This window comes from Sulfurirhabdus autotrophica (assembly GCF_004346685.1).
In the GTDB taxonomy this organism is placed as follows: Bacteria; Pseudomonadota; Gammaproteobacteria; order Burkholderiales; family SMCO01; genus Sulfurirhabdus; species Sulfurirhabdus autotrophica.
The window spans coordinates 1-24,985 of record NZ_SMCO01000011.1 but is presented as its reverse complement, the minus strand read 5'-3'; the positions used below and the strand labels follow the sequence as shown (position 1 = coordinate 24,985).

At 46.8% G+C, this 24,985-nt stretch carries 29 protein-coding genes; 22 read left to right on the top strand and 7 right to left on the bottom strand.

Going from position 1 to position 24,985, the window contains the following annotated elements; translation table 11 throughout:
• The first annotated feature begins 77 nt into the window (after positions 1-77).
• A complete protein-coding gene (locus EDC63_RS11265) occupies positions 78-842 on the top strand; it encodes an energy transducer TonB (RefSeq protein WP_124946157.1) in 765 nt (254 codons plus the stop codon).
• Here the strand turns inward: EDC63_RS11265 and mltA are convergent.
• The gene (gene mltA / locus EDC63_RS11260) at positions 839-2,053 is read right to left on the bottom strand and encodes a murein transglycosylase A (RefSeq protein ID WP_124946156.1); all 1,215 of its coding nucleotides are present in this window, start codon (positions 2,051-2,053) and stop codon (positions 839-841) included. The genes EDC63_RS11265 and mltA overlap by 4 nt on opposite strands.
• Positions 2,054-2,121: 68 nt before the next feature.
• Between mltA and EDC63_RS11255 the strand changes: the two genes are divergently transcribed.
• Positions 2,122-2,370, top strand: coding sequence for a hypothetical protein (locus tag EDC63_RS11255; RefSeq protein WP_124946155.1), 249 nt, complete (start codon positions 2,122-2,124; stop codon positions 2,368-2,370).
• An 11-nt stretch (positions 2,371-2,381) separates the two neighbouring features.
• Here the strand turns inward: EDC63_RS11255 and EDC63_RS11250 are convergent, their stop codons facing one another.
• Positions 2,382-2,978, bottom strand: a complete 597-nt coding sequence (locus EDC63_RS11250; protein ID WP_124946154.1) for a class I SAM-dependent methyltransferase — start codon at positions 2,976-2,978, stop codon at positions 2,382-2,384.
• Between the two features lie 69 nt (positions 2,979-3,047).
• Positions 3,048-3,431: a Co2+/Mg2+ efflux protein ApaG gene (gene apaG, locus EDC63_RS11245; protein ID WP_124946153.1), complete on the bottom strand. Its 384-nt coding sequence runs from the start codon at positions 3,429-3,431 to the stop codon at positions 3,048-3,050.
• A 183-nt stretch (positions 3,432-3,614) separates the two neighbouring features.
• Here apaG and rpe point away from each other — a divergent pair, with 183 nt between their 5' ends.
• From rpe to EDC63_RS11185, 12 genes are all read left to right on the top strand, one after another.
• Positions 3,615-4,298, top strand: coding sequence for a ribulose-phosphate 3-epimerase (gene rpe / locus EDC63_RS11240; protein ID WP_124946152.1), 684 nt, complete (start codon positions 3,615-3,617; stop codon positions 4,296-4,298).
• 63 nt (positions 4,299-4,361) lie between these two features.
• Positions 4,362-5,048 carry a phosphoglycolate phosphatase gene (locus EDC63_RS11235; RefSeq protein ID WP_124946151.1) on the top strand — a complete coding sequence of 229 codons (687 nt, stop codon included), beginning with the start codon at positions 4,362-4,364 and terminating at the stop codon, positions 5,046-5,048.
• Positions 5,049-5,196: 148 nt separating this feature from the next.
• Complete coding sequence (gene trpE / locus EDC63_RS11230) at positions 5,197-6,675, top strand: anthranilate synthase component I (protein WP_124946150.1); 1,479 nt, start codon at positions 5,197-5,199, stop codon at positions 6,673-6,675.
• Positions 6,676-6,761: 86 nt separating this feature from the next.
• On the top strand, positions 6,762-7,331 hold the full coding sequence (locus EDC63_RS11225) for an anthranilate synthase component II (protein WP_124946149.1): 570 nt from the start codon (positions 6,762-6,764) through the stop codon (positions 7,329-7,331).
• Positions 7,328-7,726: an endonuclease domain-containing protein gene (locus EDC63_RS11220; RefSeq protein ID WP_124946148.1), complete on the top strand. Its 399-nt coding sequence runs from the start codon at positions 7,328-7,330 to the stop codon at positions 7,724-7,726. Before EDC63_RS11225 ends, EDC63_RS11220 begins: the two co-directional genes overlap by 4 nt.
• A 160-nt stretch (positions 7,727-7,886) precedes the next feature.
• On the top strand, positions 7,887-8,915 hold the full coding sequence (trpD, locus tag EDC63_RS11215; RefSeq protein ID WP_124946147.1) for an anthranilate phosphoribosyltransferase: 1,029 nt from the start codon (positions 7,887-7,889) through the stop codon (positions 8,913-8,915).
• The gene (locus EDC63_RS11210) at positions 8,912-9,346 is read left to right on the top strand and encodes a GxxExxY protein (RefSeq protein WP_124946146.1); all 435 of its coding nucleotides are present in this window, start codon (positions 8,912-8,914) and stop codon (positions 9,344-9,346) included. The genes trpD and EDC63_RS11210 overlap by 4 nt, the downstream gene beginning before the upstream one ends.
• Positions 9,347-9,443: 97 nt before the next feature.
• Complete coding sequence (locus EDC63_RS11205; protein ID WP_124946145.1) at positions 9,444-10,286, top strand: indole-3-glycerol phosphate synthase TrpC; 843 nt, start codon at positions 9,444-9,446, stop codon at positions 10,284-10,286.
• Between the two features lie 402 nt (positions 10,287-10,688).
• On the top strand, positions 10,689-11,828 hold the full coding sequence (locus EDC63_RS11200) for a porin (protein WP_165922985.1): 1,140 nt from the start codon (positions 10,689-10,691) through the stop codon (positions 11,826-11,828).
• Positions 11,829-11,942: 114 nt separating this feature from the next.
• A complete protein-coding gene (locus EDC63_RS11195; RefSeq protein ID WP_124946143.1) occupies positions 11,943-13,226 on the top strand; it encodes a (Fe-S)-binding protein in 1,284 nt (427 codons plus the stop codon).
• Positions 13,220-13,846, top strand: coding sequence for a 2-polyprenyl-3-methyl-6-methoxy-1,4-benzoquinone monooxygenase (gene coq7 / locus EDC63_RS11190; RefSeq protein WP_124946142.1), 627 nt, complete (start codon positions 13,220-13,222; stop codon positions 13,844-13,846). Before EDC63_RS11195 ends, coq7 begins: the two co-directional genes overlap by 7 nt.
• A 42-nt stretch (positions 13,847-13,888) precedes the next feature.
• Complete coding sequence (locus EDC63_RS11185) at positions 13,889-14,206, top strand: DUF2322 family protein (protein ID WP_124946141.1); 318 nt, start codon at positions 13,889-13,891, stop codon at positions 14,204-14,206.
• A 79-nt stretch (positions 14,207-14,285) separates the two neighbouring features.
• Here EDC63_RS11185 and EDC63_RS11180 read toward each other — a convergent pair whose 3' ends face one another.
• Together EDC63_RS11180 and EDC63_RS11175 are read right to left on the bottom strand one after the other, a co-directional pair.
• Positions 14,286-14,705, bottom strand: coding sequence for an OsmC family protein (locus tag EDC63_RS11180; RefSeq protein WP_124946140.1), 420 nt, complete (start codon positions 14,703-14,705; stop codon positions 14,286-14,288).
• 62 nt (positions 14,706-14,767) lie between these two features.
• Entirely contained in the window at positions 14,768-15,511 is a 744-nt protein-coding gene (locus EDC63_RS11175) for a YdcF family protein (RefSeq protein WP_124946139.1), read from the bottom strand.
• A 386-nt stretch (positions 15,512-15,897) separates the two neighbouring features.
• Here EDC63_RS11175 and rplM point away from each other — a divergent pair, with 386 nt between their 5' ends.
• The 7 genes from rplM (at position 15,898) to EDC63_RS11140 (ending at position 20,664) form a co-directional block, all read left to right on the top strand.
• A complete protein-coding gene (gene rplM / locus EDC63_RS11170; protein WP_124946138.1) occupies positions 15,898-16,326 on the top strand; it encodes a 50S ribosomal protein L13 in 429 nt (142 codons plus the stop codon).
• 9 nt (positions 16,327-16,335) lie between these two features.
• Complete coding sequence (gene rpsI, locus EDC63_RS11165) at positions 16,336-16,728, top strand: 30S ribosomal protein S9 (protein WP_124946137.1); 393 nt, start codon at positions 16,336-16,338, stop codon at positions 16,726-16,728.
• A 111-nt stretch (positions 16,729-16,839) separates the two neighbouring features.
• A complete protein-coding gene (gene argC / locus EDC63_RS11160) occupies positions 16,840-17,868 on the top strand; it encodes an N-acetyl-gamma-glutamyl-phosphate reductase (protein WP_124946136.1) in 1,029 nt (342 codons plus the stop codon).
• 47 nt (positions 17,869-17,915) lie between these two features.
• The gene (locus tag EDC63_RS11155) at positions 17,916-18,614 is read left to right on the top strand and encodes a DUF6776 family protein (protein WP_124946135.1); all 699 of its coding nucleotides are present in this window, start codon (positions 17,916-17,918) and stop codon (positions 18,612-18,614) included.
• A 13-nt stretch (positions 18,615-18,627) separates the two neighbouring features.
• The gene (locus EDC63_RS11150) at positions 18,628-19,038 is read left to right on the top strand and encodes a bactofilin family protein (RefSeq protein ID WP_124946134.1); all 411 of its coding nucleotides are present in this window, start codon (positions 18,628-18,630) and stop codon (positions 19,036-19,038) included.
• 54 nt (positions 19,039-19,092) lie between these two features.
• Complete coding sequence (erpA, locus tag EDC63_RS11145) at positions 19,093-19,443, top strand: iron-sulfur cluster insertion protein ErpA (protein WP_124946133.1); 351 nt, start codon at positions 19,093-19,095, stop codon at positions 19,441-19,443.
• 63 nt (positions 19,444-19,506) lie between these two features.
• Positions 19,507-20,664, top strand: a complete 1,158-nt coding sequence (locus EDC63_RS11140; protein WP_124946132.1) for a citrate synthase — start codon at positions 19,507-19,509, stop codon at positions 20,662-20,664.
• An 89-nt stretch (positions 20,665-20,753) separates the two neighbouring features.
• On the opposite strand, the gene EDC63_RS11135 is transcribed toward EDC63_RS11140, so the two are convergent.
• Both EDC63_RS11135 and EDC63_RS11130 read right to left on the bottom strand, forming a co-directional pair.
• Positions 20,754-21,854 carry an anhydro-N-acetylmuramic acid kinase gene (locus EDC63_RS11135; protein WP_370685875.1) on the bottom strand — a complete coding sequence of 367 codons (1,101 nt, stop codon included), beginning with the start codon at positions 21,852-21,854 and terminating at the stop codon, positions 20,754-20,756.
• Between the two features lie 66 nt (positions 21,855-21,920).
• Positions 21,921-23,240 (bottom strand): OapA family protein, encoded by a 1,320-nt coding sequence (locus EDC63_RS11130; RefSeq protein ID WP_124946130.1) that lies wholly within the window; start codon positions 23,238-23,240, stop codon positions 21,921-21,923.
• Positions 23,241-23,374: 134 nt separating this feature from the next.
• Here EDC63_RS11130 and tyrS point away from each other — a divergent pair, with 134 nt between their 5' ends.
• Positions 23,375-24,574, top strand: coding sequence for a tyrosine--tRNA ligase (gene tyrS, locus EDC63_RS11125; RefSeq protein ID WP_124946129.1), 1,200 nt, complete (start codon positions 23,375-23,377; stop codon positions 24,572-24,574).
• Positions 24,575-24,985 lie beyond the last annotated feature (411 nt).

Genomic DNA, 24,985 nt, shown 5'->3' with positions numbered 1-24,985 from the left:
TGCGATTATATGTTGGATGAACAGGCGTACTTGCCGATGACTGGCTGGCTGACAATATTGCGTGATCAATCATTCTGATGAGTGCTTTTGCTTTCAACAAAATCAGTCGGGAAACTATCCAGCGAATTGCGCTGGCATTAGTGCTTTCTCTTGTTGTTCATCTGGGTATTATTTATGGCATAAAGGTCAAACCAGGCGGTGCAAATATGCCCAGACAAGTAGTGATTGAAGCGCGTCTGGAAGGGGTAAAACCTCATGCTAAGCCCGCCCCTGTGCTGTTAAAAGAAGTAGTGGAAATAAAAAAAGAAGCGGTTGTCAAAGAAAAACCAATGCCAACTGTAGAGCCGCTCAAACAGGCTAAAACCGAGCCAGAGCCGCAACCTGCCATTGCACCACCCCAAAAACTGTCTTCGGATGCGTCAGAGCAAAAACAAAGCGACAGTATGCTGAGTGAGCAAAAGTCTGGTCTGCCTGCGCTGGATATTCCTTTAATGGAAGACCCTACTTTCTATCCTGCAAAACAGCTGGATGAACAACCCAAGCCTTTGCAGTCGATCAGCCCTGAATATCCTGAAGATGCCAGCGCTGCCAATATTGAAGGTGAAGTCACATTGCTTATTTTGATTGATGAGCGGGGTGTGGTGAAAGATGTTTCCGTGGTGGATGCTATTCCGGAAGGTTATTTTGAAGAGTCTGCGATAGCCGCTTTCCGCAATGCGCGCTTTGCCCCTGCCAAACGGGAAGGCAGGGAGGTGAAAAGCCGTTTTATGGTGCGAGTGCGGTACGAAGCGCCAATTCCAGACAGAAAAATTCTTCGTATCCCATCGAAACCTGTAAATTAATTAGCGCTAATCGGGTACCCCTTGGGCAATAATACCCATAATTGTCCCTGCTGCTTCATGCGGCCCGCAAGTGCTCCCGCCTCATTACCAAAACCCCAGAAGAAATCAGCGCGGACACCACCTTTGATCGCGCCACCAGTATCTTGTGCCATCACTAAACGGCTAAGGGGCTTAGTACTGTTAGGCCAGGTGGTGGAAAGGAAAACCGGTGCACCCAAGGGAATGGAGCGGGGGTCAACGGCGATGCTGCGACCGGCTGTGAGGGGGACGCCAAGGGATCCAGTTGGGCCATTTTGATGATTCGGCATCTCCCGGAAAAACACATAACTGGCATTGTTGTTTAATAACTCGGACATTTTCCCCGGATTTTTCATCGTCCAGTCTTTAATACCTTGTGCAGATGCTTTTTCAAGGGGCAGCTCGCCACGTTCAACCAGCACTTTGCCTATGGATTTATAGGGGAAGCCATTTTGGTTGGCATATCCAATTCGCACAGATTCGCCATTATCAAGTTTCACGCGGCCGGAACCCTGAATTTGTAAAAAGAACAGGTCGATAGGATCATCAACCCATAAAAATTCTGTTCCTTTCAGCGGTGATTGTGCGCTCTCAATTTCAGCACGGTTGTAATAAGGCACAACTTTATTGCCTTGAATGCGGCCTCGTAACCGCAAGCCCTTCAGTTCCGGATAAACATCAGCCAGTTCGATGTTGAGTAAATCGTCCGGCGGTCCATATAGCGGAAAGCGGTATTTTGCAGTGCGAGTGCGGCTGCCCCTTAATAAAGGCTCGTAATAGCCTGTGATCATGCCTTGAGATGTGCCATCTGGGTTAGTTGCCAGATAAGGGGTGAAATTCTGTTCAAAAAAACGTCTCAGGGATTGGTTGTCCGGGTGTTGAATTTGCTGCCCTGATTTACAGACTTGCTGCCATGCGGCCTGATTTTTCAGGCCGTTACAACTTTGCAAAAAGGCCTCCCAGGCGGTAGCCGGGTTATCATCCTGCCAGCCAGGCAAAGCTTTCCAGTCGCTTATTTGCAGTGTTGGTGCAGCTGGTTCAGGTTTGATTGAAATCGGCGGAGTTACGACTGGGGGAATGGTGATAGTCGGAGGGGCAACCATCGGTTTGGAAACTGTCGTACAGGCACTGATGCCAAATAACAGGATCAGGATGGCAAATAAGGGTGAAGCGGTTTTGATTTGGCTTTCCATGAAATTTTGGATAGAGTAATGAGTGAAAAGTTTACAAAGCATTATCTTGGGATTATATCAGAACAGCTATGGCACAACCTTACATCCCCGTACCCCACTTTATTCATGAGCGCTTCACGATTGCGATCATGTGCAATGAGTCCATGAATTTGCATTGGCAGGATGAGCAGTCAGGTATGTCTTATATGGGTAATGTTTTTCCGCAGGACTTATTGGAAGAAAAGGGTGCGGATTATGTGCTGGTCAAAAATCAGGATGGAAAAATGGTGAAAATCCGCCTTGATTTGATCCGTAATATGCCTACCCCGGTTAAATAATGCAATTTAACCTAGGTTTTAATCAGGTGAATGGCTCTAAACCATCCCCCTGCAAGCACGGGTTCATCTGAAATAACTTTAAGTTGTGGCACTTTAGCCAGCACATCTTCAAATACCACATCCATGCGCGTAGCGATCTGTGCAGATAAAGGGGTAAGTGCGCGTCGAAACCAGGCTTTTTGATTGGGCTTCAGAAACTTATCCAGCAGCAGCACGCTGCCTCCGGGCTTGAGTACCCGGGCGGTTTCGCTCAGGCATGCCAGCGGGTCAGGTACCACCGCCAAAATCAAATGGAGTACTGCATGGTCAAAGCTTTCATTTGAAAAGGGTAGGGTCAAACTGTTCCCTTGCACTAAATCAATGCGCAATTCTCCAGTTCTGGCGCTCGCCCGCTTCAGCATGGCGGCAGTCAAATCCAGCCCGGTGTAGTGGTGCGCATGAGGCAAATAGGGAATATCCAGTCCCGTGCCAATGCCATTGATCAAGATGGACAAGTTGCCATTCTGAGGCAGGTTTAGCAGGTTTTTTTTACGGATGTTCGCTGATGCGCCGGCAATGGCGGCATCATAAAATGGGGCAATGAGAGAATAGCTGAATTTCAGTGACATGAAATCTGGAAATCAAGGTTTGCGCTGATTGAAAAAAAGGCTGCCCGACCGCAGCGCAAAAGGTGCTGGTTAGTGCAGTACTCGCGGCATACTCAGGGTAAATTCAGGCACGGTTGCATCAAATTTAATACCGTCTTCAGCGACCATCTGATAACTTCCGCGCATGGTGCCAACAGGGGTGGCAATGGCCGTGCCACTGGAATATTCAAAACTCTCGCCCGGTTTGAGTAACGGTTGCTCTCCAATCACACCCAGTCCGCGCACTTCCTGAACCTGATTTTCGGCATCTGTAATTAACCAGTGTCGGCTGATCAGTTGCGCAGCCATGTTACCTGTATTGGTAATGGTCATGGTATAGGCGAACACATAACGGTCGTTATCTTCATCCGATTGCTCGGGAATGAAAACGGTTTTGGGTGTCACGGTAATTTCGTATTTTTTGCTATCAGCCATAACGCTATTGCACACGAAAATCGGTTAACTCGCAAGTGATTTGCATAAATTGATGGATTCTGGAATCGCGCCCTATGTCCAGCGCAACTATTTGAAGGTAGAATAAAGGTTTTTGCGTTTAGAAAAACATAATGCAACTTGAAGTTATGTTTGATCAAACTTTCAATCTTTATAGGGGATGTCATGTCCAAGTTTAAAATTGCGCCAAGCATATTATCTGCAAACTTCGCCAAACTGGGCCAGGAAATTACTGATGTACTCGCCTCAGGTGCAGACATCATCCATTTTGATGTGATGGACAACCATTACGTCCCTAATTTGACTATTGGTCCACTGGTATGCGAAGCAATTCGCCCACTGACCGATGCCATGATCGATGTGCATTTAATGGTCAAGCCGGTAGATCGTATCATCCCGGATTTTGCCAAGGCTGGCGCCAACATGATCACTTTCCACCCTGAAGCTTCCGAACATATTGATCGCACCATTGGTTTGATCAAAGAATGTGGTTGCAAGGCCGGCATGGTATTTAATCCAGGCACGCCACTGAACTATCTGGACCACGTTCTGGAAAAACTGGACATGGTACTGATCATGTCAGTGAACCCAGGGTTTGGTGGTCAGTCATTCATCCCTGAAGCGCTGAACAAATTGCGTACAGTCCGGAAAATGATCGATGCAACCGGCAAAGATATCTGGCTGGAAGTGGACGGTGGCGTAAAGGTTAACAACATTGCCGAAATCGCCCGTGCAGGTGCTGATACCTTTGTTGCCGGTTCAGCTGTTTACGGCGCAGGGAAAGACAGTGACCCGCATCGTTACGAAACAGTCATTGCTGCTATGCGCGCTGAACTGGCAAAAGCCTAATTTATCAAATTAAACTGACTGGAAATGTACAAGCGTTTTCAGTAGTGAGAAAGGTTAAACTCAATGCAAGACAAGTTTCCCATTGCAGTAAAAGCAGTTGTCATTGATCTGGATGGTACCCTGCTGCACACGGCTCCCGATCTGGCCGAAGCAGCCACCCGCATGGCCAGTGAACTGGCATTGCCGCCAATTGATCTGGACACGGTTAAAAGCTATATTGGAAATGGCGTATCACGACTGGTAAAAAGAGTGTTGGTGCGTGATATGACAGCCGAACCGGATGCTGAACTATTCAGCCGCGCGCTGCCAATTTATGAGAAACACTACATGGATGTGGTCAGTGCCCAGAGTAGGCCTTACCCCGGTGTGGTGGAAGGGTTGCAAGCGCTGAAGCAGGCGGGCTATCGTATGGCATGTATTACCAACAAAGCAGAAAAATTCACGGTGCCGTTATTGAAAGCTACGGGGTTGTTCGATTATTTCGAGATGATACTTTCTGGTGACTCGTTGCCCAAGAAAAAACCGGATCCAATGCCGCTGTTACATGCCTGCGAACATTTCGGTATTACGCCGCAGGAGTTGCTTCTGATCGGTGATTCGCTCAATGATACTCAGGCTGCACGCGCCGCGAAGTGCCATGTGTTCTGCGTTCCTTACGGTTATAACCGTGGCCGTAGTGTGGATGAATTGGACCTGGATGCAGTTGTGCCAACGCTGCTGGATGCAGTCAAGCTCATTAAAAAGGCTTAATGGCATGAACCACAAAGGCACAGAGGCACAAATCAGTACAAAAGCGGCATCGTGGCGATGCTGTCTTTTTGTGCTTGCGTTTGGCGCAAGCCGGATGGTTTGTATTTAACGTTTTCTCTGTGTCTAATTGTCTCTGTGGTGAAAAATCATGACTGAACAAAAATTTATCGAACTGGCTCGTCAGGGCTACAACCGGATTCCGCTGGTAAAAGAAATGTTGTCCGATCTGGACACGCCTTTATCGGTTTATCTTAAACTGGCGAATCAGCCTTTCTCCTACCTGCTGGAATCAGTGCAGGGTGGCGAACGTTTTGGCCGCTACTCGTTTATTGGACTGCCTGCTAAAACCCGTATCAGAGTCCATGGCCATCTGGTCACCGTAGAAAATAACGAAGGCATACTGGAACAGCAGGATGTTTCTGATCCGCTGGCCTTCATCAGCGACTACATGCAGCGCTTCAAAGTCTCACCCCGTCCCGGGTTGCCGCGGTTCGGGGGTGGGCTGGTAGGCTATTTTGGTTACGATACCGTGCGCTACATCGAGCCCAAACTATCCAAATCCAGCAAGCCCGATACGCTTCACATGCCGGATATCCTGCTGCTGCTGTCAGAAGAACTGGCAGTAGTGGATAATCTGTCCGGCAAGCTCTACCTGATCGTTTATGCAGACCCGTTTGTTCCTGATGCCTATTTGCTGGCTCAGCAACGCTTGCATGAATTAGGCAGAAGTCTGAATCAGCCGGTAGATGCCCCATTGCAAAGACCGGTTGCGCCAGCACAAGCGCTGTCCGAATTTGGTGAAGACGCTTTCAAGGCTGCTGTCGAACGTGCCAAACAATACATTTTTGACGGTGACATCATGCAGGTTGTGCTGTCGCAACGTATGAGCCAGCCATTTAATGCTTCACCCCTTTCCCTGTATCGCGCATTACGCAGTCTGAATCCTTCCCCTTATATGTTCTATTACGATATGGGTGGATTTCATGTGGTCGGCGCCTCACCGGAAATTCTGGTGCGCCAGGAAGGCGATGAAGTCACTGTTCGCCCCATTGCGGGTACCCGCCCTCGTGGTATTACCCGTGAAGAAGACGAAGCATTAGCCAAAGACCTGTTGTCTGATCCCAAAGAGCTGGCAGAACACCTTATGTTAATGGATCTGGGGCGTAACGACATTGGCCGCGTCGCGCAGACTGGCAGCGTCAAAGTCACGGAAAACATGAACATCGAGCACTATTCCCATGTAATGCACATTGTTTCCAACGTAGAGGCAAAACTGAAAGCAGGTCTCAATAATATGGACGTGCTGCGTGCCACATTCCCTGCCGGAACGGTATCCGGTGCAGCCAAAGTGCGCGCTATGGAAATCATTGACGAACTGGAACCCAGCAAACGGGGGGTTTACGCAGGTGCAGTAGGTTACCTGGGTTTTAACGGTGATATGGACTTAGCGATAGCTATTCGAACCGCCGTTATTCAGGATGATACTTTGTATGTGCAGGCCGGTGCCGGTATCGTGGCGGACTCTGTGCCGCAAAGTGAATGGACAGAAACCCAGAATAAAGCCCGCGCCGTGCTACGTGCCGCAGAACTGGTACTTGCCGGATTGGGAGAAACAGCACATGACTAACGTTTATAAAAAGCAAACTGAAAAAATTAAAACCATGATGGCGAGTTTGCTGTGCTTCATATATCTAACAGCGGTGGTGAAATAATATGCTGTTAATGATCGACAATTATGACTCCTTCACCTATAACCTTGTCCAGTATTTTGGAGAGTTAAATCAGGAAGTGGTGGTTTATCGTAATGATGAAATAGACCTGGATCAGGTGGCAGCGCTCAATCCTACCCATATCGTGATTTCCCCCGGGCCCTGCACCCCTAACGAAGCCGGTATATCCGTCCCGTTAATAAAGCAGTTTGCAGGTAAAACACCCATTTTAGGTGTTTGTTTAGGGCATCAGAGTATCGGTCAGGCTTTCGGCGGCAAGATCGTTCACGCCAAACAGCTCATGCATGGCAAAACTTCACAGGTTTACCATAAAGATAGAGGTGTTTTTAAAGGCCTGGCAAATCCGTTCAATGCCACACGCTATCACTCATTGGTCATTGAGCGTGAAAGTTTGCCGGATTGTCTGGAAATCACTGCCTGGACAGAAGATCAGGAAATTATGGGCGTGCGCCATAAAACCCTTGCAGTAGAAGGTGTGCAGTTTCACCCGGAATCCATACTCACGGAATATGGACACGAAATGCTGGCCAATTTTCTACGCGCGAGCACGTGAACTCACTCTCCCTTGATGGAAGGGAGCAGGGGAGAGGGTACGTAAGTGCCAAACTATTTAACCGGCATAGCCAAACAGCTAAGAAAAACACCACCGAAGCTGAAAAGAAACTATGGCAGCACCTACGGGCAAAACAGTTGTATGGATACAAGTTCAAGCGGCAGCAGCCCATAGGTGATTTTGTAGTAGATTTTGTCTGCTTCGAGAAAAAGCTGGTGGCAGAACTGGATGGCGGCCAACATGCCGATGAAGTGCATGTAATAAAAGATGCAGCAAGGACAGATTGGCTTCAATCGCAAGGATTTGTAGTGTTAAGATTCTGGAACCATGATGTGTTGCAAAATATGGATGGTGTTTGGGATGTCATTACCCAGCATTTAATGCCCGAAAGTTAATAGCTCGGACGCTTGCACGACACAGCTATGTAAATTAGCAGGTCCCTTCTCCCCTCGTTGGAGAAGGTCAGGAAGAGGGGGGCGAACCTAATTATTCCCCACCCTCTCCCCAGCCCTCTCCCATCAAGGGAGAGGGAGTAAAATAACAGGTGCAATATAAATGGACGCTAAAGCCGCAATTACAGCCTTAATAGAAAAACGCGATCTCACTCGTGAAGAAATGCTCGCAGTCATGCAGCAAATCATGGGGGGCGAAATGACCCCGGTACAAATTGCCGGCATACTGATCGGCTTGCGCTGCAAAGGCGAAACTATCACCGAGCTTGCCGCCGCCGCCCATGTCATGCGCGAGCTGGCCACCAAAGTACCCTTGCAAGATCTGGAGCATGTCGTTGACACCTGCGGTACCGGTGGCGATGGGGCTCATACCTTTAATATCTCCACAGCCAGCGCATTGGTGGCTGCCGCAGCGGGTGCCAAAGTCGCCAAGCATGGTGGTCGCTCCGTATCCAGTACCTGCGGCAGTGCCGATGTGCTGGAAGTGTTGGGCGTCAATGTAAACGTCACGCCGGATCAGGTAGCGCTATCAGTAAAAGAAATCGGTGTTGGTTTCATGTTTGCCCCCAACCACCACAGCGCTATGAAACATGCCGCCCCTGTTCGTCGGGAACTAGGTGTGCGTACCCTCTTTAATTTGCTGGGCCCAATGACCAACCCCGCCGGTGCAAAAAATCAGGTGATGGGCGTATTCAGTAAAGACCTGGTCGGAAAACTGGCTCATGTGTTGAAAGAGTTGGGCAGCCGACACGTTATGGTAGTCCACGCCGCTGATGGCCTCGATGAAATTTCCCTTGCGGGTGATACTTACGTAGCAGAACTAAAAGATGGCAACGTAAATGAATATGTTTTGAATCCCTCCCAATTTGGCTTGGCAGCCAGCAGCTCTGATTCGCTGGTAGTACATAATCTGGAAGAAGCCCAAGCCATGTTAATGACGGTACTGGAAAATCACCCCGGCCCAGCGCGGGATATCGTTGCCCTCAATGCGGGTGCAGCGATATACACATCCGGTTTGGCTGAAACGTTGGTTGAAGGCATTGAAAAAGCAAAAACAGTATTGGAAAGTGGCGCGGCCAAAGCGAAGCTGCAACAACTGATAGCATTTTCAAATCAGTTTAAAGTGCAATGAACCGCGGAGGCGCAGAGGCGCAGAGTGAAAACCAAATTATCGAGGCGATCATTGGTTGCGCAATTGAAGTGCACCGCACGTTAGGCCCCGGACTGTTGGAATCTGCCTATGAAGAATGCTTGTGCTATGAACTGTCATCTCAGGGACTCTATTTTCGCAGGCAAGTAGCGTTGCCAGTCAGCTACAAGAATATAAAATTGGATTGTGGTTATATGCTGGACTTGGTTGTTAATGAAAGAATAATCATTGAACTTAAAACAGTCGAAAAATTAGCCCCGATTCACGAAGCGCAACTGCTAACCTATCTCAAACTGTACCCTTGCACCGTAGGGCTGTTAATTAATTTCAACGTACCCATACTTAAATTAGGCATCAAGCGATTGGTTAATCAGTTTCAAGAAACCTCTGCGCCTCCGCGCCTCTGCGGTTAAAATAGCCATGCTCGAAATCATAAGCAATACTATTCAGAATTCTTGTGCACTTGAACTTAATTTAAATAACTCTGCGCCTCTGCGGTGAATAAAAACTATGTCCGATATCCTAAATAAAATCCTCTCCGTCAAAGCACAGGAAGTAGCCTCCGCACAAGCTGCCAAACCCTTACACGCAATCAAAGCTGAAGCTCAGGCACAAACTGCCCCAAGAGATTTTGTAGCCGCAATCCGCAACAAAATTCAGGCCGGCAAGTCAGCCGTTATCACCGAAATCAAAAAAGCCAGCCCCAGTAAAGGCTTGCTACGCGAAAATTTCAATCCCGCAGAAATAGCGCAAAGTTACGCCGAGCACGGTGCAGCTTGCCTGTCCGTCTTAACAGACGAACAATTTTTTCAGGGGAATACGGAATATCTCAAACAAGCACGCGCAGCCTGTAACCTGCCGGTATTACGCAAAGATTTTATGATAGACCCCTATCAAGTCTACGAAGCCCGCGCCATGGGAGCCGATGCCATATTGATCATAGTCTCCGCCTTTCAAACCCCCTCTCCCTTGATGGGAGAGGGCAGGGGAGAGGGGGCAGCAACCTTCAATCTCACCGCTATGCAAGAACTGGAGCAACTAGCTCACAAACTCAGCATGGCCGTGCTGGTAGAAGTGCATGATGGGCTTGAACTGGATGCCGCGCTGAAACTCACTACCCCACTTATCGGCATCAACAACCGCAATCTGCGCACGTTTGAAACCCACCTCGAAACGACTATCGAATTATTGTCCAGAATCCCTTCTGACCGCATTGTTGTCACCGAAAGCGGCATTCATAAACCAGAAGACGTCGCGCTCATGCGCAATCATAACGTCCATTCCTTCCTCGTCGGTGAAGTATTCATGCGCGCCGCTGATCCAGGTCAGGAGCTAGCGAGGTTGTTTGGCTAAGGCAGGTTGCCTGCTTCCAATAAAATCCGTTTAACCCCAGAGGCGCGGAGGCGCTGAGAAAGCAAAGGCCATTCCAAATTGCTTGATTCGTAAATATCCAGCCAGGCAAATCCCTAACGGTACTATTAACAACTTTCACAAGCCCCGTTTTCCTCTGCGCCTCTGCGCCTCCGCAGTAAAAAACTGCCCTGTGCTATTCTCTCAAGACCGCAAATCAATGTTGCAAAAAAACAACATAAATAATTGCTAATGTTACCTATTGATCATTAAAAGCTTGTCATGACTTTTCACTATTTGGCACAATGGGTTCAACTTCTCAGTTTTAGAGAGGTAAATTTTGCGACGACAGTATTAAAGTTGCAAACGCAAAATGTAAACTCAAACCAATTTACGGAGAAACACATGAACAAGAAACTAATCGCATTGGCAATTGCAAGTGCTTTAGCAGCACCTGTTGCCATGGCTGATGGTGGTAACGTTAAAATTTCTGGTCAAATGAATTTTTCATATGACTTAATCAAGGGCAATGCTGGTGGTACAGCAAACCAGACCATGAGCAACGTTTCCAGCAATGCTTCCAACATCATTTTCAGCGGTGACGAAGATCTGGGCAATGGCCTGAAAGCTGTATGGCAAGTTCAAACCTACTTCACCGGTGGTGGAACAGGTAATACCGATTCTACTTGTTCTGACAGTAGTGTTGGTTGTGGTAACACCTTCGCAGGTCTGACTGGTGGTTTCGGTGGTGTTTATCTGGGTAAAAATGATACCCCATTCAAGACCATCGGCCGTAAGGTTGATCTGTTTGGTAACACCTTGGGCGACTCACGTAACCTGATTTCTTCAGCTACACTAGTTAATGCAGCAGGTACTACTGTAGCTAAGAATGATAGCTGGGATCTGCGTCCATCCAGCATGGTATGGTATGCATCCCCATCTATGAGTGGCTTCCAGGTTATCGCTGGTTACGTTACCAACGCTAACAATCTTACCGCTGGTAATGCAAATCAAATTGGTGCTACCAGTGCTACTTCTGTAGCTGCTATCTACGCAAATGGTCCAGTATTTGCTGGTTTGGCTTGGGAAAAGCATCAAGTTGGCGGTACCAACGATGCGCCTAAAGCTTGGCGTCTGACTGGTGGATATGATTTCGGCGTAGCTAAAGTTGTTGCTTTGTATGAAGATACCAAGAATACAACTGCTGCTGCCAATACCGATGATGACCGTAAGGTTTGGGGTCTGGGCGCTGCGTTCAAATTGGATGGAGCTAACACCCTTAAGGCGCAATACTACAAAGCCAAAGATATTGGCAACGTAAGCAACACCGGTGCTAATATGTGGGCTTTGGGTGCAGACCACGCTATGTCCAAGCGTACAACCGCTTATGTTGCATATGCTAGAACCAACAACAAAAACGGTGATACAACTGCTAACGTGTTCCCAGCATACAGCGTTTCAGGTGGTGGTCACGGTGATAACGCAGGATCTGTTGGTACACAAGCTACCAGCGGTGTTAGCGTAGGTATGATTCACAACTTCTAATTTGGCTGATTTAAGCTAGATTATTGGTAGTGTCTTAAAACGGGCGTCTTCGGACGCCCGTTTTTTATTTCAGATTGTGATCGTATTGGTGCTTTGCTACGTATAATGGCAAGCATGTCGACAGTTTTACCATTAATAACCCACTTCGCTGGTTTGGATGAAACCAATCAGGCTGCCAACCACTGCGTTGCCTGCGGACTATGTCTTTCCCATTGCCCTACCTACCGTAAAACAAAATCTGAAGCAGATTCTCCGCGTGGTCGTATCGCCTTGATGAAAGGGGTGCTGGAAAACCGATTATCCCTCAGTGAGCGCTTTATTCAGCATATTGATTTGTGTATGACTTGCCGTGCCTGTGAAAATGCCTGCCCCTCAAAAGTGGAATATGGCCGTGCGGTGGATGGTGTTCGCCAGTTAATTAAACAAAAAAGACCAAACCCCTCAGGGGCTAAACGTTATCGAGCATTAAGTAGCGTTGTAAATAACCCCTTTAAACTACGATCTTTTGGGCGAGCAATTCGTCTGTATCAGCAATCTGGTTTGCAATATTTGCTTCGAAAATCCAGCCTATTGCAGCGTTTTGGTTTGGCAGGGTTGGAAGCTGAGTTGCCTGAATTGCCTGAAATTCACAATTGGAAAGAAATTTACCCAGCCCTGGGTTCGATGAGAGCAGAAGTAGGGCTGTTTCTGGGCTGTGTGGCACGTTTGACCGATGTCGAAGTGCTGAATGCATCAGTATTTGTATTGAATCGCTTGGGATATACGGTGCATGTCCCTAAGCAGCAGGGGTGTTGTGGAGCAATGCACCAGCATGCGGGTTTTTCGGATGAATCAACCAAGTCAGCAAAGCAGAACAGTAAGGCATTTGAAGGGTTAAAACTCAGTGCTGTTATTTCAGTCGCATCCGGTTGCGGAGCCATGTTAAGTGAGTACAATCACCTAATCAGTGTGGAGGGAGCGGATATCGCGACCAAGGTCATGGATGTCAGCGCGTTCTTATCTCAGGCAGAAGGGTGGGAGGGTATTACTTTAGACTCACTTGATACCAAGATTAGGGTGCAAGACCCCTGTACATTACGCAATGTGCTTCATGCTGAAAAGTCAGTGTATACCCTGCTGGGTCGTATTCCTCTGGCTGAAATCGAGCCTTTGGAGGGCAATGACCAATGTTGTGGTGCGGCTGGACTGTATCATTTACAGCAACCAGAGATGGCAGGTTTACTTCGGGATGATAAACTGAACGCATTGCGTCAGTGCGATACAACTTATCTAGCAACTTCCAATGTGGGTTGCGCCTTGTGGTTGGCGCAAGGGTTGCGAAGTCAAGGTATGCAGATTGAAGTAATACATCCCGTCACTTTATTGGCCAGGCAAATGGGGTTCACCGGAAAATGTTGAATATAGATCACGTCATTATTAATTTTGATAAAGGGTTGCGTACGCTGTTTACGAAAGCGCAAACAGCAAGACCCCTGCCTGGAGCAGATTTGCCAGAGCCTGACTTAACCAGCACAGAAAAACGCTTGGCAGGCGCCCTGATGCGCATCAATCATAGTGGCGAAATCTGTGCCCAAGCGTTATATCAGGGGCAGGCTCTGACCGCGCGTGACCCTCAAACCCAAAAAGCACTGAAGCAGGCAGCAGCAGAAGAAACAGAGCATTTGGCCTGGTGCGAAAGCCGGATCCAGGCATTGGGTACCCACAAAAGCTTTCTTAATCCTTTGTGGTACACCGGATCATTAGCCATTGGCGCATTGGCAGGCGCCATTGGGGATAAATGGAGTTTGGGTTTTTTGGCGGAAACGGAACACCAAGTGGGTGCGCATCTGGAAGGGCATTTGCAGCGTTTGCCTGCGCATGATGAAAAAAGTCACGCTGTGCTGGTGCAAATGAGAGAAGATGAAGCAAAACATGCAACCACCGCCCTGCAGCATGGCGGTGTGGAGCTGCCAGTTCCAGTTAAGCAAGCAATGAAACTCAATTCAAAGGTCATGACAACCGTAGCATATTGGGTGTGATGCCTTTAACGGTAATAACAAACTTTAGGAGTAATGGTATCAATGCAGAATTTTCAAGATAATCTGGCAACGCTGGAAAATACAGATAGTTTTGGCAATATGAAATTGTTTGGAGAAAGCGGTGAGGTAGAAGCAGGCATAGAAAACAAACCGGGCGCCCAGGGCTCCTTCCGGGTTTACTACCATGTGTCCAAAAAATGGGGTGGAATCGGCCCTAAGGCAGCACAGGAAGCGCTGGATTTGTTTGCAGAGCACACTGAAGATGCGCGTCAGAATCCCGGTAAACATCCCAATATCGATCGCCTGTTTGAAGTGATCGACAAAGATATTTACTACGCTGTACGCTGCTACCCAGTCTAAACAGTGAATATCCCCAGGGTTTTCTCAGCGCCTCCGCGCCTCTGCGGTGAGTGCTCTGTATGTAAAAGTTGTAACTAGATTATTGGATTTCAATAATCTTAAAATCATGGGTAATTTCAGCCGTTTTACCTATCATGATAGAGGCTGAGCAGTATTTTTCTGCAGACAGCTTGATAGCCCGCTCAACTTGCTCTGGCTTTAAATTTTTCCCGGTGACAATAAAGTGCAGGTGGATGCGGGTAAATACTTTTGGGTCGCTATCTGCTCTGTCGGCACTGATTTCCGCAACGCAATCGGTAATGTCTTGCCTCTGTTTTTTGAGAATGAGGACGACATCAAAGGAAGAGCATCCTCCTAAGCCTAGCAGTATGAGTTCCATTGGGCGCGCACCCAAATTACGTCCGCCAGCTTCAGGCGAACCATCCATCAATACGGCATGATTGCTTTCCGTTTCACCTAAAAAACTGACCCCTTCAACCCATTTAATACGTGCCTTCATACGAATTTTCCTTCTCTTGGATTATTTTGCGCATCATCTTAACAGATCAGGTAAATGGTCTGTTAATTCTTGAATTGATACCACACTAACCCGATCATCTCATGAATTGCGTAGTAACTTTTGAGGAATGCCACAGCGTTCGGCATAAAATCCATTATCGAGACGTGCTTATCAGAACTAAAAACAGTGGGTGCGGGAATAACATGAAAACCGGCTTTTTCAAAAGAGGCTACCGCTCGAGGCATATGCCATGCTTGGGATACCAGATAAATAGTATCAATCCCGGACTGGTGCAAGATTTTAAAGCTGTAAATGGCATTTTCGTAAGTGTTACTGGATTGATCTTCAACCCAGCGAACCGGCACATGAAAATCTCTCTCTAATGCATCCTTCATAAGAATGCCCACGGGAGTATCCCCTGTGGGGTTTCCGCCACTGACCAATATCGGTAATCCGCTACGCCGCTGTAAAGTCGCTCCGTAACGCACCCGTTGTAAACTCAAGGCATCAACTGTATCGCCGCCATATTCTGGTGCGCTGGAATTAGCCCCCGCGCCTAATATAACGATCGCGCCAGCATTGGGATTGAGTGAAGTGACAGCCGGGAAAGTTTCAAGGCTGCCAAGTAATGTGCTTGCAACAAATGGGGTTGATAGAATAAAAAGAAATAAAAATGAACTAACGATAAGGCTTTTCCCTAATCGTGGATGTTTTTTCACGGTGGCCAATCCTGCTATTCCCAATACGAGTAAATTAATCGGTGGAAGAAGAAAAGCGCTAACAAAATTGACAATAATCCAATTCATGGGTGATTCCACTTGAAATAAAAAGAGAAAATGTGATTAATAAAGAATTCGGGGTGATAAGAAAAAATAGTTGCGCAAAATATTATTATATTAGATAATGCTAACACATCAGGACGCTTCCCCATCTTAATAAGCGTCTTGATGGTGTCTCCTCCATCCCCCTTCTTTGGTGGATTTTAGCGCAACCTAAATAGGTTGCGCTTTTTTTTCTAAAATAGGTGGTGGAGCTAAACATGGTAGAATGGGTAAAAGCCAATCTGGTTAACGCTAACAGAAAGCTAAAGTATGTCGGAAAGAGAAATAATCCAATTATGGTTTGACAACATGATGGCTTTTGACATAAAATTTGCGACTTTCTCAAATTAATAAGTGACTGAGGTTTCTGAATGAAAACCTTCTCTGCTAAATCGCATGAGGTAACACACGACTGGTTTGTGGTTGATGCCACAGATAAAGTTCTAGGCCGTCTCGCTAGCGAGATTGCACACCGTTTGCGCGGTAAACATAAAGCAATCTATACACCTCACGTAGACACCGGTGATTACATCGTTGTGACTAATGTGGAAAAATTGCGTGTTACTGGCAATAAAGAACAAGATAAAATTTACTACCGTCATACCGGTTATCCGGGCGGTATTTATGAAACAAACTTTGCAAAAATGCAGGCTCGTTTTCCAGGTCGTGCACTTGAAAAAGCAGTTAAAGGCATGTTGCCCAAAGGTCCTTTGGGTTATGCCATGCTGAAAAAACTCAAGTGCTACGCTGGTGCGGAGCATCCACATATTGCTCAGCAACCTGTAGCATTGGACATTTAAGGATAAACCATGGTCGGAAACTATCATTACGGTACTGGTCGTCGTAAAAACGCTGTTGCCAGAGTATTTATTAAGCCAGGCAAGGGCGATATCACGGTAAATGAAAAGCCAGTAGATATTTATTTTTCTCGCGAAACTGGCCGTATGGTCGTGCGTCAGCCTTTGGTCTTGACCAATCATGAAGGCACCTTTGATATCATGGTAAACGTGATTGGCGGTGGTGAATCAGGTCAGGCTGGTGCGGTTCGTCATGGCATTACTCGCGCGCTGATTGAGTATGATGCAAACCTGAAGCCTCAATTGAGAGCCGCTGGTTTGGTCACGCGTGATGCACGTGAAGTTGAGCGTAAGAAAGTAGGTCTGCGTAAAGCACGTCGCGCAAAGCAATTCTCCAAGCGTTAATTTTAATTACCGTTTGTTTAAAAAGCCGCCTTCGGGCGGCTTTTTTATTGCCTAATGGGTATTCCATGGTTATTATAAAAAGTTCTCGAATTGAATTGATGGGGGAAGATAGTGATTAAAGTAGGTATTGTCGGTGGCACTGGCTACACTGGTGTAGAGCTGCTTCGTCTTTTGGCGCAGCACCCGAAAGTAGAACTGAAGGCAATCACTTCACGTAAGGAAGCGGGAATGCCAGTAAGCGAGATGTTTCCCAACTTGCGTGGCCGAGTAAATTTAAAGTTTGCTGACCCTAGCGAAGCTCCCTTGAAGCATTGTGATGTGGTGTTCTTTGCAACGCCCAATGGCATTGCTATGCAGCAAACGCGAGAGTTGCTTGATTCGGGTGTGCGAGTTATTGATCTTGCAGCGGATTTTCGCATCAAAGATGTAGGTGTATGGGAGAAATGGTATGGAATGGAGCACGCTTGCCCTGATTTAATCGAAGAGGCGGTATATGGACTGCCTGAAATGAACAGGGAAAAAGTCAAAACAGCCCGTTTGGTTGCAAACCCCGGCTGTTACCCGACTGCAGCACAACTGGGATTTTTGCCGTTGATAGAAGCAGGTGTTGTGGATGTTGAGCATCTGATTGCTGATTGCAAGTCCGGTGTCAGTGGTGCAGGGCGTAAGGCGGAAGTACACGCCCTTTTTGCAGAAGCATCTGATAATTTTAAAGCATATGGGGTGGCTGGGCACCGGCACTTGCCTGAAATTAAGCAAGGTCTCTCTCTGATGGCGGGTAAACAGGCTGGTTTAACATTTGTGCCTCATCTGACACCATTAATAAGAGGGATTCATGCCACGTTGTATGCGCGTCTTACTAAAGACGTGGATTTGCAGGCGCTGTTTGAAAAGCGCTATGAAAGCGAACATTTTGTTGATGTCATGCCAGCGGGCTCGCATCCTGAAACACGCTCAGTCAGGAGCGCGAATTTTTGCAGAATCGCCGTACATCGTCAGCAGGAAGGCGATATGGTGGTTGTATTGTCAGTAATTGATAACCTGGTGAAAGGCGCTTCTGGTCAGGCAGTGCAAAATATGAACATCATGTTCCGACTGGATGAGGCTATGGGCCTGGAGCAAATACCTCTGCTGCCATGAAGTTAGTTCGAGCGGTTAGGCGCAAGTTTGGAATTGCCGTGCCACGCATGTCAATTCGTAAACATGTGGTCTGGTACTGGCGCTGGTTGTTTATGGTCTCAGCTTTTGCAGTGGGGTTGGCACTGGCTTGGTGGATGTATGACATAGGAAGCGCGCTAACAGGTTTGGATCATAGAGAAACGCGCCAGGAATTGACGGACTTGAGAGAACGTTTGTCTAAATTGCAGCGCGAAACCGGTAAATTTGAAGCAGAAGCTGTTGTGGCCAGACGACAGGTTGAAGTTGAAATAGCAACGCAACGGGAATTGGCAAAGTCCGCCAAGGCGCTTCAGGACGAGAATGCACGTCTTAAAGAGGACATTACTTTTTTTCGTAATTTGATGTCTACTGATAGTAAAGCTGGATCAGCAGTCCGTTTGTACCGCTTTAAGGTGGAACATAGTGGTTTCCCCAACGAATATCATTACCAGTCGTTATTTTTGCAATCAGGGAAAAGAGGACAGGACTTTCAGGGGCGGGTAAGGTTTTTGGCGAATACTTTGCAGAAAGGAAAAAAGATTGTTATTCCAATTGCGAGCGCTGGATCAAATAATGTTTTAGATGTCGCGCTGGATTTTAAATATTATCAGCGAGTTGAAGGTATTTTTCAGGTTGCACCTGGCACGGAAGTGAAAAGCGTAGAGGTGCGTGTTTTTGAGAAGGGTGCTTTGCAGCCCCTGTTTACACAGACCGTGAACATATCTTAGAAAAGGATCAACTATGTTTTTCAAAAATAAGCGAAGCAAACCTCAAAGTAAGATCGGTAGTTTGATTGGTGCTGGTACAACGCTTGAAGGGAATGTGAAGTTTTCAGGTGGGTTACACGTTGATGGCTGCATAAAAGGAAGTGTCAGTTCAGAAGGTGATAAGCCTTGTACACTGGTTCTGAGTGAGCAGGCGGTGATTGAAGGGGCGATTAATGTATCTCATGTCGTAATTAATGGTACAGTGATCGGCCCAGTTAATGCCTCTGAATATGTGGAACTTCAATCAAAATCCAGGGTCACAGGTGATGTGTGCTATAAAACGCTGGAAATGCACCTTGGGGCAGTTGTTGAAGGGAAACTTATACATCCCCATGGGAATGAGCCAGCTCCGATAGTTGAATTGAAAACTGCGACTAATAATTGACCTGTCAGCAATAGTTGATAGATAATAGTAACTTAATATGTGCAAGGAGTTATCATGAATGCAGTAACCGAAATGGAAAGCCCTTTGAATTTTACCGATAGCGCAGCTAGCAAGGTAAAAGAGCTGATCGAAGAAGAAGGAAATGCGGAACTGAAATTACGCGTGTTTGTTAGCGGTGGCGGATGCTCAGGTTTTCAGTATGGCTTCACTTTTGATGAAGTGGTTAATGAAGATGATACGGCTTTGCAGAAGAATGGCGTTACACTGCTGATCGATCCAATGAGCTTTCAATATCTGGCAGGTGCAGAAATTGACTATCAGGAAGGTCTGGAAGGCGCGCAGTTTGTCATTAAGAATCCAAATGCCACTTCTACTTGTGGGTGTGGCTCTTCTTTCTCAGCTTAAATAAAATTTTGCTGATTCATTGGGAGGCGAATTTCGCCTCCTTTTTGTTTTTTGGGAGCCGTAATGAACGAATACGTACCAGGCCTTGAGGGTGTACCAGCCACAAAATCAAACATATCCTTCATCGATGGTGAAAAAGGTCTGCTGGCCTATCGTGGCTATCCGATTGAGGTGCTAACCAAACAAAGTACTTTCGAAGAAACTGCGCTGTTGCTGTTGGATGGCGAATTGCCCAATGCTCATGATCTGGAAGAATTTGATCGGCAGATGCGCAAAAATCGTCGGGTGAAATTCCGTATACGTGAATTAATGCGGCAATTGCCTCCAACCGGTCATCCGATGGATATGTTGCAATCCATGGTTGCCTGTCTGGGTATGTTTTATCCAGGCAGCGACTGTTTAACGGGCGACGCTTGTGAAGACCTGAATTATGTTCATAACATGTCGGTGAAAATTGTGGCACGTATGCCAACAATGATTGCCATGTGGGAACATATTCATAATGGCTACGACCCGATAGAGCCCCGTACAGATCTGACACATGCCGAAAATTTCTTGTGGATGTTAACGGGTACTGACCCAGATCCGGAAATGGCGCGTATTCTCGATGTGTGTTTAATTCTACACGCTGAGCATACGATTAATGCCTCAACTTTTGCCGTGTTGGTAGCTGGGTCAACGTTGGCTAGTCCTTATGCCGTTATTACATCGGGTATTGCTGCACTGTCAGGCCCGTTGCATGGTGGAGCAAACCAGCAGGTTATCAAAATGCTGGAAGAAATTGGCAGTCCTGAAAAAGCAGGTGCTTACATTGAAAAACAACTGTCTGCAAAAAAGAAAATCTGGGGCTTTGGTCATCGAGAATACTCAGTTAAAGATCCTCGAGCAGTTATTCTTGAAGGATTGATGCATAATCTGGTGGAAACAAGATCTGGAGAAGTGGGGCCGTTGTTTGAGATCGCCTTGGCTGTGGAAAAGGCGGCGACTGAACGGTTAGCAGGGAAAGGTATTTACCCGAACGTAGATTTCTATTCAGGTGTGTTGTACAGGGAAATGGGTATAGAGCCTGACCAGTTTACTTCTATATTTGCCATGGCACGTTGCGCAGGTTGGCTGGCACATTGGAAAGAACAACTGGGCCAGAACCGCATTTTCCGTCCTACCCAAGTATATACCGGTGAGCGGGATAAAGCTTATATCTCAATAGATAAGCGCGGTTAATATAACAAGTAGCCTTGAAAGTAAAATGGCCGGTCAGATTTCTGACCGGCCATTTTTAAATGTAATATTCTCAAACAGGCTTTATCGGATTAAACTGGATAAATTGCGCCTAAAATACAAGGGTGTTTTGCACCTGTCACAGCCGGCAAGTTGCCTGCAAGTCCAAGTGATGTTTGTCTCGCTAACCACGCGAATGCAAAAGCCTCCAGCCAATCTGCATCTACACCTAGTTCGTCAGTTGGAGCGACATGTTGGATGCTAAGGGTTTTCTGCATTGAAGAAAGTAATGTGCCATTTCTCGCGCCACCACCACACAGATAGATTTCCTCTGCTCCACTGCAGTGCTTCGAAATGGCTTCAGCGATACTTTTGACCGTCAGTTCCAGTAAGGTTGCCTGTACATCCTCAGGCCTTTCGTTACCTGACAGGAACTGCATCAGCCAAGGAAGGTTGAAGTTTTCGCGCCCTGCACTTTTTGGGGGTAGTTGTTGGAAAAAAGAATGGCTAAGTAACTTCTGTAAAAGTTCGGAAATCACCACGCCACTTTTTGCCCAATCGCCATTTTTGTCATAGGGGTGGCCTGCGTGTTTTAAACACCAGGCATCCATAAGCAAGTTGCCGGGGCCGCAATCAAATCCAATTGTGTTGCCGCTCAAAGGAAGATTTGTCAGGTTGCTGATACCACCAATGTTAACAATGACGCGGTGTCGTTCCGGATGCTGGAACATGGCGGCATGAAAGGCAGGTACTAAAGGAGCGCCTTGTCCGCCAGCTGCGATATCTCGACTGCGAAAATCCGCAATGGAAGTAATGCCTGTTAATTCAGTCAGCAGTGATGGGTTGTTCAGTTGTATCGTGTAGCCGGCGTCAGGTTGGTGGCGTATGGTTTGTCCATGTACACCAATTGCGGTAACAGCTTTTGCCGAGATCGAGCATTTAAAAAGCAATTCGTTAACAGCGCTCGCGTAACGACGTGCTAAATCGCTAGAAACAACAGCGCATGTGTGCAGTTCATTGTCAGAGGGGGTGTGCAAAGCAAGAAGTTGTTGCCGCAGCTCTTCGGGGTAAGGGTGGTATACGCTCTGAATCAAGTGTGAGGCTGTGTCAGAAAAGGCGACTAATACTGCGTCAATGCCGTCCAGGCTGGTGCCAGACATAAGGCCAACAAAGTATGTTTGAGATTCCAATATTTTGGAGGATGGGGTCACACAATCATGAGAATGTTAGCGTAACCCCACGTTCCTTATTGTTGTGAATTAATCAAGACTAGCCAGATTGGTGCCGCGAAGCAAACTCAAGCGAGTCATCAATGGGGCGACAGCATTGTCGAAATCATGTTTGTATGCAGCAGCAATAGGGAATGCAACCGGCATGTCAACAGACAGCGGATTGTGTTGAACGCCAGCAATGCGGAACTCGTAGTGCAAGTGAGGGCCAGTCGCCAGTCCCGTCATGCCAACAAAGCCTATTACATCGCCTTGATTCACTTTGGAACCGCGATGCAATCCTTTCGCAAAGGCTGATAGATGGCCATAAGCAGTGCTGAACTTTCCTTGATGCTGCAATAAAATGAAGTTGCCGTAACCTCTTTCCGTACCGATAAAGGCAACTGTAGCATCGGCAACAGCTTTGATCCGGGTGCCAGTAGGAGCAGCGTAATCAACGCCTTTATGTGCACGCCATTTTTGAAGGATGGGGTGGTAGCGGGCAGTCGTAAAGCCAGAGCTGATTCGAGAAAACTCTAATGGAGAGCGCAAAAACGCTTTACGTAAATTCTTTCCCTCGGGTGTGTAATAACCGCCATGGCCCTGTTTGTCTTGAAAATAAACAGCGCGATAGGTTTTTCCCTGGTTTGTAAACTCAGCAGCAAGTATTCTGCCGGTCTTAACAGGCTCACCATTATTATAAAAAGATTCGTAAACGACGGTGAAGCGATCGCCTTTACGTAAATCCTGATGGAAGTCCACATCCGTTGAAAACATATCAGCCATCTGAACGGCAATGGAGTCAGGCAGATTAATAGCGTCGGTCGCTGCGAACAGAGAGCTTTTAATTTCCCCTGACTTCATGGAAACACGATTCTCGAGCTGAACGGGCTCTTCTTTTGCTTTAAAGCTGTCACCATCTTTCTCAACTTGCAGCATGGTGCCATCGGAATGGATGTAACGTAAGGTCAGTAGTTCACCATCGTTATTGGTTTGTGCGCTAATAATTTTACCTGGGCGTAACTGATATAGCGTTGATGCATCCTTACTGCTATTCAGGAAACTAAGTGCATCAGGGTCGTTAATTTTAAGGCGGGACAATAACCCAGCAACGGTATCACCGCGCTGAATTCTTTCGGCACGCCAATATTCTGAATTACTTTCTTCGGCAATCTTGGCAGTAGGTAAGGGAAGCTGCTCAATAATGGTTTGCACGGAAACTTTACCGGTATCGGTTTGTGGTGCAATACCAAAAGCAGCGACAATTCCGAAAAGCGGTATGCTGGAAAGCCCCACCAGCCAACGTAAACCAAATTTTCGTTCTTGTTCGTTTTGCTTTTGCGTTAAAATCGCATCTTCAATATTATTCATTTTGTCTCATCGGTATTTTATAGCTAGACGACAGGATACCAAAAAATAGCTGGGCGGCCAAATTATGATTTGTTCATTTTCCCCTGAGCAATCTGAAACTTAAATATAAACGAAGAGAATTAATAGAGGAAAGTATGACGAATATCGAAGAAGCCCTTCATCTCATCAAGCGTGGCAGTGAAGATTTGCTGGTTGAGCAAGAGCTGAAAGATAAACTGGCATCGGGTAAGCGGCTGCGGATCAAAGCGGGCTTTGACCCCACTGCCCCGGATCTGCATTTGGGTCATACGGTATTGTTAAACAAGTTAAGGCAATTCCAGGAACTGGGGCACGAAGCCATGTTTCTGATTGGCGACTTTACTGGCATGATTGGCGATCCAACTGGTAAAAATGTAACGCGAAAGCCGCTGACACGCGATGAAGTCATAGAAAATGCGCGCTCTTACGAGCAGCAGATTTTCAAAATTCTCGATCCTGAAAAAACCCTGGTTATGTTTAATTCGAGCTGGATGAATGCCATGAGTTCAGCCGATTTAATCAGTCTTGCTGCCAAACATACCGTCGCTCGAATGCTTGAAAGAGATGACTTTCATAAACGGTACAACAGCGGACAACCAATTGCCATACACGAATTTCTCTATCCATTAATACAAGGCTACGACTCAGTGGCAATGAAGTCGGATGTAGAATTGGGTGGCACTGATCAAAAATTCAATCTTCTAGTGGGGCGTGAACTGCAAAAGCACTTTGGACAGTCACCACAAGTGGTGCTCACGATGCCAATACTGGAAGGTTTGGATGGTGTTCAGAAAATGTCCAAATCATTAGGGAACTATATTGGTATCAGCGACGTTCCTGATGAAATGTTTGGCAAGATCATGTCAGTCTCCGATGATCTAATGTGGCGGTATCTTGAGTTGTTGAGCTTCAGGCCAATATCTGAAATTGAAAAATGGAAGCAAGAAGTCGCGCAAGGAGCAAACCCTCGCGACGTAAAAATCCGCCTTGCAGAGGAAATGATCGAACGCTTTCATAGTCGTGCTGATGCAACCCGCGCTCACGAAAATTTTATTGCCCGATTTCAAAAGGGCGCAACACCCGATGAAATGCCCGAGGTTGAATTAAAAGCAGATGCAGATGCCTTATCTTTAATGCAGGTGATCAAACAAGCCGGCCTTACAGCAAGTACGTCGGAAGCTATGAGAATGGTAGACCAGGGAGGCGTCAAGATTAATGGCGAAAAAGTGACCGATAAAACCATGTCAATTCCTAAAGGTGAAACATTGGTCTTGCAAGTAGGTAAGCGTAAATTTGCAAGGGTAACCATATCCTGAGCATATTAGTATGGAAGTATATTTAACGCTAAACGTGTGTGAAATAGAATTAGTAACGGTAAATGCAGGCAAAGAGAAAACTTAGTTATTTGTAATTGCTTGATACGAATGACTATATAAAATATATGTAAAGTAAATGTAATAAAGTCTTGACCGTAGTTAATGTGGCTGTATAATTCGGCTTCTTCCTGAGGCCTGTATGGCAAAGGGGAACAGCGGTGTGAAGGGGGGTGTAAATACTTCTTGACAATGCGGCTGAGGTCGGTAGAATACGCACCTCTCGTTAAGCACGAGAAGGCAGCAAAAAAGCAGTAACCGTTCTTTAAAAATATACAGTCGATAAGTGTGGGCGCAAGTCTTTGGGCACATCGAACCTGAGCAATTGGGTGCTGATGAAACTAAAAGAGTAAA

Coding starts and splice junctions, on each gene's coding strand:
- rpe (WP_124946152.1), top strand. CDS start 3,615: ATGTCCAAGTTTAAAATTGCGCCAAGCATATTATCTGCAAACTTCGCC.
- EDC63_RS11175 (WP_124946139.1), bottom strand. CDS start 15,511: ATGAATTGGATTATTGTCAATTTTGTTAGCGCTTTTCTTCTTCCACCG.
- mltA (WP_124946156.1), bottom strand. CDS start 2,053: ATGGAAAGCCAAATCAAAACCGCTTCACCCTTATTTGCCATCCTGATC.
- EDC63_RS11250 (WP_124946154.1), bottom strand. CDS start 2,978: ATGTCACTGAAATTCAGCTATTCTCTCATTGCCCCATTTTATGATGCC.
- EDC63_RS11140 (WP_124946132.1), top strand. CDS start 19,507: ATGAACGAATACGTACCAGGCCTTGAGGGTGTACCAGCCACAAAATCA.
- EDC63_RS11195 (WP_124946143.1), top strand. CDS start 11,943: ATGTCGACAGTTTTACCATTAATAACCCACTTCGCTGGTTTGGATGAA.
- EDC63_RS11150 (WP_124946134.1), top strand. CDS start 18,628: ATGTTTTTCAAAAATAAGCGAAGCAAACCTCAAAGTAAGATCGGTAGT.
- EDC63_RS11200 (WP_165922985.1), top strand. CDS start 10,689: ATGAACAAGAAACTAATCGCATTGGCAATTGCAAGTGCTTTAGCAGCA.
- tyrS (WP_124946129.1), top strand. CDS start 23,375: ATGACGAATATCGAAGAAGCCCTTCATCTCATCAAGCGTGGCAGTGAA.
- EDC63_RS11205 (WP_124946145.1), top strand. CDS start 9,444: ATGTCCGATATCCTAAATAAAATCCTCTCCGTCAAAGCACAGGAAGTA.
- EDC63_RS11155 (WP_124946135.1), top strand. CDS start 17,916: ATGTCAATTCGTAAACATGTGGTCTGGTACTGGCGCTGGTTGTTTATG.
- EDC63_RS11130 (WP_124946130.1), bottom strand. CDS start 23,240: ATGAATAATATTGAAGATGCGATTTTAACGCAAAAGCAAAACGAACAA.
- apaG (WP_124946153.1), bottom strand. CDS start 3,431: ATGGCTGATAGCAAAAAATACGAAATTACCGTGACACCCAAAACCGTT.
- EDC63_RS11225 (WP_124946149.1), top strand. CDS start 6,762: ATGCTGTTAATGATCGACAATTATGACTCCTTCACCTATAACCTTGTC.
- EDC63_RS11185 (WP_124946141.1), top strand. CDS start 13,889: ATGCAGAATTTTCAAGATAATCTGGCAACGCTGGAAAATACAGATAGT.
- EDC63_RS11180 (WP_124946140.1), bottom strand. CDS start 14,705: ATGAAGGCACGTATTAAATGGGTTGAAGGGGTCAGTTTTTTAGGTGAA.
- rplM (WP_124946138.1), top strand. CDS start 15,898: ATGAAAACCTTCTCTGCTAAATCGCATGAGGTAACACACGACTGGTTT.
- EDC63_RS11235 (WP_124946151.1), top strand. CDS start 4,362: ATGCAAGACAAGTTTCCCATTGCAGTAAAAGCAGTTGTCATTGATCTG.
- coq7 (WP_124946142.1), top strand. CDS start 13,220: ATGTTGAATATAGATCACGTCATTATTAATTTTGATAAAGGGTTGCGT.
- trpE (WP_124946150.1), top strand. CDS start 5,197: ATGACTGAACAAAAATTTATCGAACTGGCTCGTCAGGGCTACAACCGG.
- EDC63_RS11210 (WP_124946146.1), top strand. CDS start 8,912: ATGAACCGCGGAGGCGCAGAGGCGCAGAGTGAAAACCAAATTATCGAG.
- erpA (WP_124946133.1), top strand. CDS start 19,093: ATGAATGCAGTAACCGAAATGGAAAGCCCTTTGAATTTTACCGATAGC.
- EDC63_RS11265 (WP_124946157.1), top strand. CDS start 78: ATGAGTGCTTTTGCTTTCAACAAAATCAGTCGGGAAACTATCCAGCGA.
- EDC63_RS11255 (WP_124946155.1), top strand. CDS start 2,122: ATGGCACAACCTTACATCCCCGTACCCCACTTTATTCATGAGCGCTTC.
- rpsI (WP_124946137.1), top strand. CDS start 16,336: ATGGTCGGAAACTATCATTACGGTACTGGTCGTCGTAAAAACGCTGTT.
- trpD (WP_124946147.1), top strand. CDS start 7,887: ATGGACGCTAAAGCCGCAATTACAGCCTTAATAGAAAAACGCGATCTC.